Genomic DNA, 13,152 nt, shown 5'->3' with positions numbered 1-13,152 from the left:
AGCTTGCCAGTCCGGCTGGGTTAGCGGACGTAGATGATCTTGCCGCCGTTGGCAGCGGTATCCACTTCGATGATGTTTTCCATCTGGACATTTTCGGCCTGCAGCTGTGCTGCCAGAGCCGGGTTCGCCGCCACTTCAGCCTGGGCTTCCTGGACCTGCGATGCGTCGTTTGCGACAAGCGACAGGCGCTCGTACTGCTGACGGTCCGTGTCGTTGTTCAGCGAGCTCAGGCGAACGATGGTGTAGTTGTCGTCCGCGACGGTCGAGCCGGTCGTGGTGGCATCCGGCGCCATGGTCGTCGTTGCCGTCTGAGCCATGGCGATACCGCCGAGCGACGAGGCTGCGAACATACCGGCGAGGGCGATCTTGATAACGTTTTTCATGATGTTTCTCCTTCCGTTTTCGTCTCTGTATTGGACGATGAAAGAACGGACGGGAGTCGGCGAAGTTCCGGAAAAATAACGATAATTTTCCGGTTATTTTTGCTAATTTAGGCAGTTTCAGAGGTTGAAATCACATATGCGAAAGCCACGCGCGAGCGCGTGGCCTCATTTCGGACGTGCTTTGGCCCAATTGCCGGATCAGGCAGCCTGTGCCAGCTCGTCGGCAATCACGGTGTCGAGGTTCAGGAAGCAGACCATGGTCTTTTCCAGCGCCACGATGCCGCGGCAGAAGGCGCGCTGGGCTTCCGGGATGATTTCCGGTGCCGGCTGCAGGTCCTCACCCTTGATGGTCATCATGTCGGAGACCTGTTCGACCAAGAGGCCGACCAGCTTGCCTGCGATGTCGGTGACGATGATGGCAGCGCGTTCCGACGGCTCGGTCATCTTCATGCCGAGGCGGCAGGCCATGTCGATAACAGGGATCACCGCGCCGCGCAGGTTGATGAGACCGAGCACGTAGGGCGGGGTGTGCGGCATCGGCGTCACCGGCGCCCAGCCGCGGATTTCGCGGATCGCCATGATGTCGATGCAGAACTCCTGGTCACCCAGGTGGAACGAAACGATTTCGAGGTAGGCCCCGGACTGTTTGATCGCGTTTGTCATGTCAGAACTCTTCCCAGGTTTCTGTTGCGGCTGCCGTTCCGGCGCGGCCTGCCGGAGCGGAGCGGTTGATTGATCCTGCCACCCTGTTCATCAGGTCGCGGGCAGGAGAAGCTTTCGGCACGGCCGCGGCTGTCGCTGCTGCCGGCTTGACCGGGGCGGAAGCGGCATTGCCTCCGGTCTTGAACTGGCCGACCAGTCGCGTGAGGTTTTCCGCGTCCTGAGCCAGCGTATGGCTTGCGGCATTGGTTTCTTCCACCATCGCCGCGTTCTTTTGCGTCACCTGATCCATCTGGCCGACGGCCACGTTGATTTCAGATAGTCCCGCTGATTGTTCACGAGCAGCGGTTACGATTGATTTAACGTGGTCGTTGATCTGCAAAACTTCTTCGCCGATCCGATGGAGCGCCTCGCCGGCGGCGGCCACCAGATCGACGCCGGTCTTGACCTCGTCATTGGATTTTCCAACCAGGTCCTTGATGTCCCGGGCCGCATCGGCCGCGCGACCGGCGAGCGCCCGAACTTCCTGCGCGACGACGGCAAAGCCCTTGCCGGCGTCCCCGGCACGGGCGGCTTCAACGCCGGCGTTGAGCGCCAGAAGGTTGGTCTGGAAGGCGATCTCGTCGATGACGTTGATGATCTTGCCGATCTCGCCTGTGGCTGTCTGGATGCGCTCCATGGCGGCAACGGCGTCGCCGACCACCACGCTCGAGCGTTCAGCGAAATCCTTGGCGCCGTCCACCATGCGGCTGGCTTCCTCCGCCCGTTCGGCGGCTGTGCGGACGGTGGCGGTGATCTGGTCGAGCGAGGCGGAGGTTTCCTCCAGCGACGCGGCCTGCTGTTCGGTGCGCCGTGCGAGGTCGTCGGCGGCCGAGCGCATCTGGTGGCTGTTGGCGGTGATCGAGGCGGTGCTGGTCGCAATGTCGCGCATGACGTTGCGCAGCCGCTCGGTCAGCTGGTTGAAGTCGGAGCGCAGCCGGTCGAGTTCGCCGGCGAAGGCGCTCGAAATGGTTGGCGAAAGATCGCCTTCGGCCAGCATGTTGATGCCCTGGCCAAGCTGGTCGACTGCGCTCTTGATGACGCGGGCATCCTCTTCGGTGGCCGCCGCGCGGCTCAGCCGTTCCCGCTCGCGCTCCTCGCGCTCCTTCTCGGCCTCCGCTTCCATCTGGATCTTCTCGATCGCGGCGAGACGGAAGAGATCCGCCGACCGTGCGATGTCGCCGATCTCATCCTTTCGCGCCTTTTCCGCGACGTCGGCCTGGTAATTGCCGTCGATGATGGACTGCAGGAAGGCGCGGACAGACTGGATGCCGTTGACGATGGCATTCCCATGGATCAACTGCAGCGCCAGAACGCTGACAAAGGCGATGCAGCCCAGTACCAGCTGTATGTAAAGCGCTTCGGCGGAACTCTCCTGTGCCTCGGAGACCCGTTGTTCGATCAGCCTGCCGCCAAGCCCGGCGATCTTGGTCAGCATTTCAGCGACCTCGTCGCCGCTACTGTCGATAATGTCGTCGGCTGCGGCATACGAGCCAGGCTCCGCGCCGGCCTCCACCAGTGCCTTCAGGTCGACCTCGATGGCCTTGCGCAGCGCGGCGACCTTTTCGGCATAACCGTCGATCAGCGCCGGCTGGCCCGCGTCAGCCGCAACGGATGTCAGGGTTTCGACATTGTCGGAAAGCATAGCGCCGCTTTCGGCCATGATCGCGAGGCGCTCCGGCTGGACCACGCGCTCGTCGCGATCGATGATCGTGTCCATGGCCGCGAGCACAAGGTTGGAAACGGCCAGCCGCATTTCGCCGACGCGTTCCATCGCGATCTGGCTTTCTATGGCGCGTTCAAGGGCCGCATCGGCGCGGCTGTTTTGGTACCAGCCCGCTCCGAGCATGGATGCGATACCGACGACGGCGGCAGCGCCGAGCGTCATCATTCTCTGTTTCACGGACAGGTTATGACCGGCAATGAACCCCAGCATGCGTTCCTCGATGCTTTTCCATGGCCCCAATCGGCCTCGTCGGTGTCATGCGAAGGTCGGAACGCAGCACAGTCCGCGGATGTCATATCCACGCGATTCGACAGAATCTGCCTCGCAGGCGAAGTTTCGCCTGCTACAGTTAAACATTCGCTAATATTCTATGTGCTCATGCAGCCTTTACGCGAAAGCGATCGCGCGGCGGTAGAGATGCCAGGTGGCATGGCCAAGCACCGGCAGCGCCACCAACAGGCCGAGGAACAGCGGCAGCATTGCCAGGATGGCCGTCGCCGCGACGACGAAGCCGAACGCAAGCATCGGCACAGGGTTGGCGGCGACGGTGCGGATGCTGGTGATCATCGCCGTGACGAAGTCGATCTCGTGGTCGAGCAGCAACGGCATCGAAATGACTGTGACGGCAAACAGGAACGTCGAGAGTGCGGCCCCGACGACCGTCCCCACGGCAAGAAAAAGAAGACCTTCCGGCGTTGTCGTGACGACGGTCGCGAACGCCTCCAGCGTTGCGGGGATGCGAAAGCCGAGAAACAGCGCAAGCAGCAGGCGGACCTGGTAGATCCAGATCCAGAAGATGAACAGCACCACGAAGGCCATCCACGAAAGCTGCCGTTCGCGCTGTCGGAATACTTCGGTCAGAATCCCCTGCCAGGTCACTGCGCGACCCTGCTCGTGACGGCGGCTCACTTCGTAAAGGCCGACGGCGACGAAGGGCCCGACCAGCGGAAAGCCGATCGCCACCGGTATGATCATCCAGGGCAGATGGTAGATGGCCAGCATGGTGACGATAAAAATGCCGCCAAACGCATAGATGGCGCCGAAGAAAAGTCCGTAGGTAGGGTAGCGCGTAAAGTCCCGCCATCCTTCGGCAAGAGCCGCGGAGATGTCAGCAGGCGCCAACGTCCCGATCGTCGGTTTGGCCGGAACACCCATCTCCAATGTGCCGTCTCCCATCAATCCCTCCCAAGATCAAAGGCGATAAGCGAAGATTGGCGCAAACCGGCGCCCCCGTCCCTGATGTTTATCAAATCTGATCGACGCTCGCAAAAAATGCGCTTTCGTGGGCAGGGCGGCACTGGTATTCTCTATCCATGACGACAGCCACAGCCGAAACGCCCCGCACAATGACCGTTGTCGCCCTGCTTCTTGCTCTGGGCGCCGTGAGCGGTCTCGTGTTCGCCGGCTGGATGCGTTTTGGAGCCGATATCCTTCTGGCGTTCAGCCAGAACGGACTCAGCTGGTGTCTCTGACCAGCCTTCCTGATGCCGTGATGGCGAGACAAAACCGCGCGGTACGCCGCTTTCCGTCTCTGTTGATTTGATCCGTCGGCTTCTTGGCGCTAAGCAGGCAGCCTGAAGTCGCGGTCCGCGAGGATCGGCAGGGAGTATGTCATGAAAACAGTCCGCATCGTTCTCTGGGCGCTCGTCGTGGTCATGGCCGGCGCGCTCGGCTGGATGAGCTTTTCGATCAGCCAAAAACAGGAACAACTGGCCGAAGCGCCGTTCGGGGTGCCGTTCGAACTGGTCGACCAGAACGGCCAGACGATCACCGAGCAGGCTTTCCGCGGCAAGCCGACGCTTCTGTTCTTCGGCTTCACCCATTGCCCGGAAGTATGCCCGACGACACTGTTCGAACTCGGCGACTGGCTGCCGAAGGTCGATCCCGATGGTTCGAAGCTGCATGCTTATTTCGTGACGGTCGATCCGGAGCGCGATACTCCGGAGTTGCTCGGCAGTTACATTTCCAATGTCACCGACCGCGTGACCGGCATTGCCGGCCCGCCTGAAAAGGTCGCCGAAGTGGTGAAGGGCTTCCGTGTGTATGCCAAGAAGATCCCGATCGACGAGAAGGATCCGAACGGCGACTACACCATGGACCACACCGCCTCGATCTTCCTGCTCGACGCCGAGGGCCGGTTCAAGGGTACGATCGCCTATGGCGAAAATCCCGATGTCGCCATCGAAAAGCTGCAGAACCTGATGAAGGGCTAGGCCTTCTCTCCGGATTGCCCGCGGCGGTGTCGGGTCAAGGGTGCCGCTCGCTCGCGCGATGGACCCGCCCAGCCCGGTTGCGTCGCGGGGGCCGGCATAGTACCGGACTGCTGATACTTCCATCCAGCATCCGAGGGCAGGCCGTGAGTGAAATCCGTCTCTTTGTAACCACATCAGAGAAGCAGGCGAACCGCATCCTCGACCTGATGACGCTTGTCTTCGAGGACGAGGGCTATGCGATCGCCACGACCGAAGTCGACGAGAAGGCTGACCGCTGGCAGGCATCCGTCTATCTGATGGCCGATGAGGAGGCCGACATCCGCGAGCGGCTCGCGGCCCTGCTGGCGGAAGAGTTCGCCGGTCTCGCCATCGAAACGGAAGTCATTCCCGACATAGACTGGATCGCCAAATCGCTCGAAGGCCTGAAGCCCGTCAGGGCCGGCCGGTTCCTTGTTCACGGCGCCCATGACCGCGACAAAGTGCGGGCCAATGACCTTGCAATCGAGATCGAGGCGGGGCAAGCCTTTGGCACCGGCCATCACGGCACGACCGCCGGCTGCCTCGAAGTCATCGACAGCGTCATGCGTTCCCGCCCAGTCGTCAACGCACTCGATCTCGGCACGGGCAGTGGCGTTCTTGCCATCGCCATCGCCAAGCTCGCGGCTATTCCGGTGCTGGCGACCGACATCGATCCGATCGCCACGCGGGTGGCACGTGAAAACGCCCGGAAGAACGGCGTCGCCGGTCGCATCGAGTTTGCGACCGCACCCGGTTTCCACTCCCCGGCCTTCCGTCACCACGGGCCGTTCGACCTGATCGTTGCCAATATTCTCGCCCGTCCGCTGATGAAGATGGCGCCACAGCTCGTCGGCAATCTCGCGTTCGGCGGCTCGGTCATCCTCTCGGGTATTCTTGCCGAGCAGCGATGGAAGGTTCTCGCTGCCTATAACGGCGCGGGCCTCCGCCACGTGCGCACAATCTGGCGCAACGGCTGGGTCACCATTCATCTTCAGTAGTTATCGCTTATTTTGCGGCGCAGCGTTGCACTTGATGCATGTCAGGTGCGCTTTGCGTTTCAGGCTCCGAACATGCAAAAGGCGGCACCGATGGTGCCGCCTTGCTGATTTGCTACATGCAAATCCGATCCGCGAGCCTTTGGGAGGAGACGCTCAAGCGGATCATTCGTACTCTGGAATTCGGTCGCTGGAGGGAGGAGGAGACGGCGACCGGATCGTGATCAGAATACGAAGCTCTTGGCGCCCTTGCGGCGCAGTTCTTCGCGGCTGGTGCCCATGGACGCCAGCGTCTCATCGTCGAGGTTCAACAGGGCGCCGTTGACGTAGCGGCTCACCTGACGTTCGCGTGCCGCGACGACGCGTTCGTATGCGGTGCGGAAGAAGGAGGTTGCCATTTTGAAAATCCTTTCGTTACGGAAGCACTCTTGCTCCGTTCGATGATCTCAATATAAGCGCTGCAACAATTTTAGTGAGGGGGTCTAGGGCACGGGTGTTATGCGTGTAGCGCAAGGCTTCATCGTTTTCGCCGGATTTTTGGCCGTTGTCTGTCACAAAATTGGGCAGCGTGCCTCCAGATGATGTTGCGATGCACGCATCGACGTCCGACGCCGCGGCTGTGCAAGCCGGTCGGGCTTGCTATAACGACTCACGTTCGTTTCTTTCAGTCAGTCAGGTCTTCCGATGTTCCAGTCCTTCGACGTCACCTCCACCCCGCAGTTCGGCAAGGAGCGGGTGGACGCCCTGCGCGCCCGCTTCGCCTCTCTCGGGATCGACGGGTTCCTGGTTCCACGCGCGGATGAATACCAGGGCGAATACGTGCCGGCCTCGTCGGAGCGGCTTGCCTGGTTGACCGGCTTCACCGGATCGGCCGGTATCGCGCTCGTGACGGCACGGCAGGCGGTCGTCTTTGTCGATGGCCGCTACACGACGCAGCTGGTCGACCAAGTGGACGGCGCGGTGTTCGAGCCCGGCGACCTCGTCGGCGAGCCGCCGCACCGCTGGATTGCCGCAAGGGCCACCAAAGGCTTCCGTCTGGGCATCGATCCGTGGCTGCACACGGCTGCCGAGGTTCGGCGGCTTGAAAAGGCGCTTGCGGAGAAGGACGGCAGCCTCGTGCTTCTCGGGGAGAACCCGCTCGACGCCGTGTGGGAGGGCCGTCCGCCCGAACCGCTCGGCGCCGTTACCATCCAGACCGACACCTTTGCCGGCACGTTGGCGAAGGAGAAGATCGCGAAAATCGCCGGCGATCTTGCCGAACGCTCTTTGCGGGCGGCGCTGATCACCGACCCGTCGTCGGTCGCCTGGATCTTCAACATACGCGGCAACGACGTTCCGCATACGCCGCATCCGCTGGCCCGCGCGATCGTGTTTGCCGACGGCTCCGCCGACATCTTCCTCGACCGGCGCAAGACCGGGATAGAGGTCGAAGCCTATCTTGCCCAGCTTGCTACCCAGCGGGAGCCGGCGGAGATCGAGGGACGTCTGGCAGCACTTGGCCGGGATGGCGCGCGCGTCCTCGTCGATCCGGACCTGACGCCTTACGCCTTCTACGACCTGATCGGCCGCGACGGCGGAACGGCCGTGGAGGGCAGCGATCCGGCGAAGCTCCCCAGAGCAATCAAGAACACTGTGGAGCTCAATGGTTCTGCCGTCGCGCATCTGCAGGACGGCGTGGCGATGGTAGAGTTCCTCGCCTGGCTCAGCGACCAGCGTCCGGGCTCCGTCACCGAGATCGACGCGACCAAGGCGCTTGAAGTGGCGCGCCGGCGGGTCGGCGAGCGGATGCAGAACCCGCTGAAGGACATTTCCTTCGACACGATTTCAGGGGCCGCCGAGAACGGCGCGATCATCCACTACCGGGTGACGACCGAAACCAACCGGGTGCTGAAGCCGGGCGAACTGTTCCTGATCGATTCCGGCGGGCAGTACGTCAACGGCACGACCGATATCACCCGCACGGTGGCTGTCGGGGCCGTACCGGAGGAGCAGAAGCGGTTCTTCACGCTGGTGCTGAAGGGCATGATCGCGATCAGCACGGCGCGGTTTCCGAAGGGCACGCGCGGCTGCGATCTCGATCCGCTGGCGCGCATCGCGCTCTGGAAGGCTGGCGCCGACTATGCCCACGGCACCGGCCACGGCGTCGGCTCCTATCTTTCCGTGCACGAGGGGCCGCAACGAATTTCGCGGCTGGCGACGCAGGAACTGCTACCCGGCATGATCCTCTCCAACGAGCCCGGCTACTACCGCCCCGGCGCCTTCGGCATCCGCATCGAGAACCTGATCTATGTCCGCGACCTGGAACCCGTGGAGGGCGGCGACATGCCGATGATGAGCTTCGAGACGCTGACCTATGTGCCGATCGACCGTTATCTCGTCGTCACCGAGCTTCTGACCCGGGAAGAGCTGCGCTGGCTCGATGCCTATCACCAGAAGACCCGCGAGGAGCTTCTGCCGCTGATCCACGATGCCAAGGTTCGGGACTGGCTCGAAAAGGCGACGGCGCCGTTCAGCCGGTGATGCCGTAGCGCATGATCATGACGGTGACCCAGCCGGCGACGAGCAGCGGGATCGCCGAAAAGCGCAGTCCGACGAGGAAGGCGGCCGTCATCGCCACCTTGACGTCCCAGCCGCCGGCGAAGAAGGCGGGGGCGACGAGGGTGGTGAGCACGGCGGCCGGCACGGCGTTCAACGCCGCCTCCAGCCTCGGCGGGATCGTCTTCATACGGCTGATCACCAGATGGCCGCCGATGCGGGTGAGATAGGTGGCGAGCGCCGACAGGAGAATGACGGCGGTCATGTAGGGCGACAGGATCTCGGTCATTCCGACGCCTCCGGCGCTTTCGGGGGCAGGGCGGCGGCGACCACGATGCCGACGGCGGCGCCGATGCTGACATGCCAGGGCGAGCCGACATAGATGTGGGCGAGCACCGAGGACAAGGCGCTCGCCGCGGCGACGAGGGCGAAGTTGTCGCGCTTGCGGAAGCCGAGCAGCAGGCCCATGAAGTAGACCGGCAGCAGCACGTCGATGCCCCAGGTCTCCATGTCGCCGATCAGCCGGCCGAAATAAGCGCCGACGGCGGTCGTGCCGACCCAGGCGACGTAAAGCGCCAGGCCGAATCCCATGTACCAGGCGAAGGTGACCTTCTTGCCGCTTTCGTCGCGGGCAAGAGCAAGCGCGAATTGCGGGTCGGTCAGGAGAAAGAAGGAGGCGGCCTGCTGGGGCAGGGTGAAGCGGGAGAGGAAGGGGCCGACGGCGGCGGAATAGAGGATGTGGCGGAAGTTCACCGCGAAGACGGAGAGCACGATCAGCCAGGCAGGCACGTTATGGCCGAAGAGCTCGATGCCGACGAGCTGGCTGGCGCCGGCAAACAGCGTCGCGCTCATCAGCGTCGCCTCGGCCACCGTCAAACCGTTGCCGACGGCGACGGCGCCGAACAGCAGCGCGAAGGGAATGGTGGACATCAGCACCGGCGGCGCCTGGCGCAGGCCCTCGACAAGATCGGCTCGCATGATTTCAAGGTCTCCTTCGTCCGCCCCTTACGGCTTTGCCGGCAGGCGGACAATCAAATTTGGCTGATGGATCGATTGACGAAACCGAACCTTCGCGCGCCGTGGTTGATCCCAAAGGCGTCTCGACTTACTCTTGGCAGGCCGATGGCGATGTTTCTTGAACGAAAGGAACCGATCGACGATGAAGCTCGACTATTCCACCGAGGATCTCGCCACGCTGATCTCCAGGGTGCAGGAGCATTTCGAGTCCGAATTCGAACTGGAGCTCGGACGGTTCGAGGCCGAGGAACTCGTCGATTTCTTCACCCAGCAGATCGGCGCGCATTTTTATAATCGCGGCCTCTACGATGCCCAGTCGGTGATGCTCGGCAAGATCGAGGATCTGAACGACGCGATCTACCAGCTGGAACAGCCGGTCGATATCGGCTGACAAGGCCTCACTTCTTTACGCGCGGCTGGAAGGTGTGTTCCTCGGCGGGGAAGGTGCGGGCCTTGACTTCGTTGGCGTAATCCTCGACGGCGGAGGAGATCAGCGGCGCGAGCGAGGCGAAGTGTTTGACGAAGCGCGGCTTGAAATCGTTGAAGATGCCGAGCATGTCGTCGACGACGAGCACCTGGCCGTCGCAGGCCGGCGAAGCGCCGATGCCGATGGTGGCGGTCGCAACATTGGCGGTGATCTCACGGGCGAGCGGCTCGACCGTGCCCTCGATCACCATGGCGAAGGCGCCGGCCTCGGAAATGGCTTTCGCGTCCCGGCGGATCTTGTCGGCCTCGGCCTCGGTGTGGCCCTGCGAACGGTAGCCGCCATTGGTGTTGACCTGCTGCGGCATCAGCCCGACATGGCCGAGAACCGGCACGCCGCGGCTGACGAGGAAGGCGACTGTCTCGGCCATCTCCGCGCCGCCCTCGAGCTTGACGCCGTCGCAGCCGGTTTCCTTGAGCAGACGCGCGGCGTTGCGGAAGGCCTGTTCCTTCGATTCCTGGTAGGCGCCGAAGGGCAGGTCGACGATGACGCAGGCTTGCTTGGCGCCGCGCATGACGGCCTGGCCGTGGGCGATCATCATTTCCATGGTGACGGAGACGGTGCTTTCCATGCCGTAGAGCACCATGCCGAGGGAATCGCCGACCAGCAGGAAATCGCAATGCGGATCGGTGAGCCGCGCCATCGGCGTGGTGTAGGAGGTGAGCGAGACGATCGGGCGCTGCCCTTTGAGAGCCTTGATGGCCGACGGCGTCATGCGCTTCTGGCGGAGGGGCGCGCTCATGCGGCTTCCTTTCCGGTTGCCTCGGCCTTGCCGAGAACCCTGTTGTCGAGAAGCTTGGTCTGGCCGATGCGGACGTAGAGCAGGATCAGCGCGGTGGCGCCGATGCGCTCCAGCGGCTCCAGAGTCTTTGGATCGCGCACGGCGACGACTTCCGGGTCGGCCAGCGGTTCGGCGCGGATGAAGGTTTTTATGGCGTCTTCCAACTCCTTCGGATCGCGCAGGCCGGCGGCGACGAGCCGGTCGGCCTCCTCCAGCGCCTTCGGCACGATGACGGCGGCGGCGCGCTCTTCCGGCGACAGGTAGACGTTGCGCGAGGAGCAGGCGAGGCCGTCTGCCTCGCGAATGGTGGGGGCCGGCACGACGCGGACCGGCAGGGCAAGGTCATCAACCATGCGGCGGATGATCGTCACCTGCTGGTAGTCCTTCTCGCCGAAATAGGCGGCGTCGGGCTGGACGATGTTGAAGAGTTTCGTCACGACCGTGGCGACGCCGGCGAAATGGCCGGGACGGGCCTCGCCCTCCAGCTGGCCGCCGAGCTTCGGCAGGTCGACGACCGTCTGCATCGGTTCGGGGTACATGGCGGCGACATCGGGCGCGAACAGGAAATCGACGCCGGCGGCCTCCAGCATCAGGCTGTCGCGGGCAAGGTCGCGCGGGTATTTGGCGAGATCCTCGTTCTTGCCGAACTGCAGCGGATTGACGAAGATCGATACGACCGTGACGTCGTTTTCCGCCTTCGAGCGGGCGACGAGGCTCATATGCCCCTCGTGCAGGTAGCCCATGGTCGGCACGAAGCCGATGCTGCGGCCGGCGCGGCGATGGGCGGTCAGGCGCTCGCGCAGTGCGGCGATGGTACCGATGGTTCTCATGACCGGCTCCTCCCTGTCATTTTCCGCGGACCCTTGTTGCGTTCGGTCCTTGAAAGGCGGCCTAGCGCGTGCGGCGCAAAAAGGCAATTCCCCTGATGGGCTGCGACAGGTGTCTCAGGCGAGGCGGTCATGGCTTGTCGTGATCAGGACGCCGGCCGCGCGCATCTCTTCGATCGCGCTCTTCACGCCCTCCGGATCGATGCCGCGGGAGCCGTCCTCGATGAAGGCGACGCGCACGCCGGGCAGCATGTCGACGGCATCCAGCGCCGAGAATTTCACGCAGTAATCGGTCGCAAGGCCCATCAGGTCGAGCTCGGTGACGTTCTTCGAGGCGAGGTAGCCGGCGAGGCCGGTGAGCGCCGCGCGGTCGTTGTCGCGGAAGGCGGAATAGCTGTCGACGGCGACGTTCTCGCCCTTCCGCTGCACATGGTCGATCGCGGCGGTATCGAGGTCCGGATGGAAATCGGCGTCGGGCGTGCCCTGGACGCAATGGTCGGGCCATAGCATCTGCGGCTTGCCGGAGAGTTCGCCGATCTCGAACGGCGCCTTGCCGGGATGCTGCGAGGCGAACGAGCCGTGATTGGCCGGATGCCAGTCCTGCGAGGCGACGACGAGATCGTAGCGGCCGCTCTTCATCAGGCGGTTGGCGACCGGCACCACGGCGTCGCCCTCGGCGATGGGCAGGTTGCCGCCGGGGCAGAAGCCGTTCTGGATGTCGATCAGCAGCAGCGCACGGGTCATGGGTTTGCCTTTCGTTTCGTCGGGTGAAGATGGCAAGGGCCGGGCAGGGGATCAAGGGGGGCTGCCGCAGGGCAGGTGTGCGGTTTTGGCGTCGCCCCTGGTGGGAGTAAGGGGCACGCCGCTTCCCCATCTCCCCCCTTGCGGGGGAGAAAGCGAAATCGAGGAATTGGCCCGATCAGGGCCAAACCTCGGATTTCGCAAGAGAGGGGCTCCGTGAGGATGGTGCCCACGCAACGATGCCCCTCTCCAGGAAAATCTGAAGTTTAGGCGGCTTGCGCTCGCCTAAGCCTTCGATTTTCCATCCTCCCCCGCAAGGGGGGAGGTTGAGCCGCTGCGGCCACCTTCGCTGCCCCTCATCCGGCTGCCGCCACCTTCTCCCCGCACGCGGGGAGAAGGGACTCGTGGCACCGTCGGCGCTCCATCCTCCTTCTCCCCGCAGGCGGGGAGAAGGTGCCGGCAGGCGGATGAGGGGCTTTCCCCACCATTTCCTTTCGCGCAACACCATCCATCTCCTTCAATCCCATTCGCCAACCCTCTCCAAAAATCACGCACCCCAAAACCCCGCAGAGGCTCTCCCCCTCCGGTTCGGCATCACCTGTAATTTCCTTCCCCTCAACTCCAGACAAAAGGGGAAGCGGACGGGGTACCGGGGGCACCTCGTTAGTTTAGTATAGTGGTACCTTCCGGTACCCCGTTCGGCGGTTTTTATCCGCGACTTCGGCCTCTCTGC

The 13,152-nt window shown here is 63.3% G+C and carries 15 protein-coding genes; 5 read left to right on the top strand and 10 right to left on the bottom strand.

Annotated elements, in window-relative coordinates:
- Window positions 1–20 precede the first annotated feature (20 nt).
- The 4 genes from J5J09_RS13805 to J5J09_RS13790 form a co-directional block, all read right to left on the bottom strand.
- On the bottom strand, window positions 21–383 hold the full coding sequence (locus J5J09_RS13805) for a hypothetical protein (protein WP_208551466.1): 363 nt from the start codon (window positions 381–383) through the stop codon (window positions 21–23).
- A gap of 198 nt (window positions 384–581) precedes the next feature.
- The gene (locus J5J09_RS13800; RefSeq protein WP_208551465.1) at window positions 582–1,046 is read right to left on the bottom strand and encodes a chemotaxis protein CheW; all 465 of its coding nucleotides are present in this window, start codon (window positions 1,044–1,046) and stop codon (window positions 582–584) included.
- A gap of 1 nt (window position 1,047) precedes the next feature.
- Entirely contained in the window at window positions 1,048–3,018 is a 1,971-nt protein-coding gene (locus J5J09_RS13795; protein ID WP_208551464.1) for a methyl-accepting chemotaxis protein, read from the bottom strand.
- Between the two features lie 177 nt (window positions 3,019–3,195).
- On the bottom strand, window positions 3,196–3,984 hold the full coding sequence (locus tag J5J09_RS13790; protein WP_246745843.1) for a DUF2189 domain-containing protein: 789 nt from the start codon (window positions 3,982–3,984) through the stop codon (window positions 3,196–3,198).
- A 137-nt stretch (window positions 3,985–4,121) separates the two neighbouring features.
- Here J5J09_RS13790 and J5J09_RS13785 point away from each other — a divergent pair, with 137 nt between their 5' ends.
- From J5J09_RS13785 to J5J09_RS13775, 3 genes are all read left to right on the top strand, one after another.
- Window positions 4,122–4,280, top strand: a complete 159-nt coding sequence (locus J5J09_RS13785; RefSeq protein WP_208551463.1) for a hypothetical protein — start codon at window positions 4,122–4,124, stop codon at window positions 4,278–4,280.
- Window positions 4,281–4,421: 141 nt separating this feature from the next.
- On the top strand, window positions 4,422–5,021 hold the full coding sequence (locus J5J09_RS13780; RefSeq protein WP_208551462.1) for an SCO family protein: 600 nt from the start codon (window positions 4,422–4,424) through the stop codon (window positions 5,019–5,021).
- A 143-nt stretch (window positions 5,022–5,164) separates the two neighbouring features.
- Complete coding sequence (locus tag J5J09_RS13775) at window positions 5,165–6,037, top strand: 50S ribosomal protein L11 methyltransferase (protein WP_208551461.1); 873 nt, start codon at window positions 5,165–5,167, stop codon at window positions 6,035–6,037.
- Between the two features lie 221 nt (window positions 6,038–6,258).
- On the opposite strand, the gene J5J09_RS13770 is transcribed toward J5J09_RS13775, so the two are convergent.
- Entirely contained in the window at window positions 6,259–6,432 is a 174-nt protein-coding gene (locus J5J09_RS13770; protein ID WP_208551460.1) for a hypothetical protein, read from the bottom strand.
- A 286-nt stretch (window positions 6,433–6,718) separates the two neighbouring features.
- Between J5J09_RS13770 and J5J09_RS13765 the strand changes: the two genes are divergently transcribed.
- The gene (locus J5J09_RS13765; RefSeq protein ID WP_208551459.1) at window positions 6,719–8,554 is read left to right on the top strand and encodes an aminopeptidase P family protein; all 1,836 of its coding nucleotides are present in this window, start codon (window positions 6,719–6,721) and stop codon (window positions 8,552–8,554) included.
- Here the strand turns inward: J5J09_RS13765 and J5J09_RS13760 are convergent.
- Window positions 8,544–8,858: an AzlD family protein gene (locus tag J5J09_RS13760; protein WP_208551458.1), complete on the bottom strand. Its 315-nt coding sequence runs from the start codon at window positions 8,856–8,858 to the stop codon at window positions 8,544–8,546. The two genes, J5J09_RS13765 and J5J09_RS13760, sit on opposite strands and share 11 nt — an antisense overlap.
- Entirely contained in the window at window positions 8,855–9,550 is a 696-nt protein-coding gene (locus J5J09_RS13755) for an AzlC family ABC transporter permease (RefSeq protein ID WP_208553583.1), read from the bottom strand. Before J5J09_RS13755 ends, J5J09_RS13760 begins: the two co-directional genes overlap by 4 nt.
- Window positions 9,551–9,704: 154 nt before the next feature.
- On the opposite strand from J5J09_RS13755, the gene J5J09_RS13750 reads away from it, so the two are divergent.
- A complete protein-coding gene (locus J5J09_RS13750) occupies window positions 9,705–9,977 on the top strand; it encodes a DUF2164 domain-containing protein (RefSeq protein WP_246745842.1) in 273 nt (90 codons plus the stop codon).
- 7 nt (window positions 9,978–9,984) lie between these two features.
- Here J5J09_RS13750 and panB read toward each other — a convergent pair whose 3' ends face one another.
- From panB to pncA, 3 genes are all read right to left on the bottom strand, one after another.
- Window positions 9,985–10,812 (bottom strand): 3-methyl-2-oxobutanoate hydroxymethyltransferase, encoded by an 828-nt coding sequence (panB, locus tag J5J09_RS13745; protein WP_208551457.1) that lies wholly within the window; start codon window positions 10,810–10,812, stop codon window positions 9,985–9,987.
- A complete protein-coding gene (panC, locus tag J5J09_RS13740) occupies window positions 10,809–11,681 on the bottom strand; it encodes a pantoate--beta-alanine ligase (protein WP_208551456.1) in 873 nt (290 codons plus the stop codon). Before panC ends, panB begins: the two co-directional genes overlap by 4 nt.
- A gap of 114 nt (window positions 11,682–11,795) precedes the next feature.
- Window positions 11,796–12,422, bottom strand: a complete 627-nt coding sequence (gene pncA / locus J5J09_RS13735) for a bifunctional nicotinamidase/pyrazinamidase (protein WP_208551455.1) — start codon at window positions 12,420–12,422, stop codon at window positions 11,796–11,798.
- Between the last annotated feature and the right edge of the window lie 730 nt (window positions 12,423–13,152).

This window comes from Ciceribacter sp. L1K22 (genome assembly GCF_017599385.1).
In the GTDB taxonomy this organism is placed as follows: Bacteria; Pseudomonadota; Alphaproteobacteria; order Rhizobiales; family Rhizobiaceae; genus Allorhizobium.
The sequence above is the reverse complement of the archived record's forward strand: the minus strand, read 5'-3'. Positions and strand labels throughout refer to the sequence as shown.

Bases quoted from the DNA above. Each gene is read 5' to 3' on its own strand.
- J5J09_RS13805 (WP_208551466.1), bottom strand. From the start codon at position 383: ATGAAAAACGTTATCAAGATCGCCCTCGCCGGTATGTTCGCAGCCTCG.
- J5J09_RS13800 (WP_208551465.1), bottom strand. From the start codon at position 1,046: ATGACAAACGCGATCAAACAGTCCGGGGCCTACCTCGAAATCGTTTCG.
- J5J09_RS13795 (WP_208551464.1), bottom strand. From the start codon at position 3,018: ATGCTGGGGTTCATTGCCGGTCATAACCTGTCCGTGAAACAGAGAATG.
- J5J09_RS13790 (WP_246745843.1), bottom strand. From the start codon at position 3,984: ATGGGAGACGGCACATTGGAGATGGGTGTTCCGGCCAAACCGACGATC.
- J5J09_RS13785 (WP_208551463.1), top strand. From the start codon at position 4,122: ATGACGACAGCCACAGCCGAAACGCCCCGCACAATGACCGTTGTCGCC.
- J5J09_RS13780 (WP_208551462.1), top strand. From the start codon at position 4,422: ATGAAAACAGTCCGCATCGTTCTCTGGGCGCTCGTCGTGGTCATGGCC.
- J5J09_RS13770 (WP_208551460.1), bottom strand. From the start codon at position 6,432: ATGGCAACCTCCTTCTTCCGCACCGCATACGAACGCGTCGTCGCGGCA.
- J5J09_RS13765 (WP_208551459.1), top strand. From the start codon at position 6,719: ATGTTCCAGTCCTTCGACGTCACCTCCACCCCGCAGTTCGGCAAGGAG.
- J5J09_RS13760 (WP_208551458.1), bottom strand. From the start codon at position 8,858: ATGACCGAGATCCTGTCGCCCTACATGACCGCCGTCATTCTCCTGTCG.
- panB (WP_208551457.1), bottom strand. From the start codon at position 10,812: ATGAGCGCGCCCCTCCGCCAGAAGCGCATGACGCCGTCGGCCATCAAG.
- panC (WP_208551456.1), bottom strand. From the start codon at position 11,681: ATGAGAACCATCGGTACCATCGCCGCACTGCGCGAGCGCCTGACCGCC.
- pncA (WP_208551455.1), bottom strand. From the start codon at position 12,422: ATGACCCGTGCGCTGCTGCTGATCGACATCCAGAACGGCTTCTGCCCC.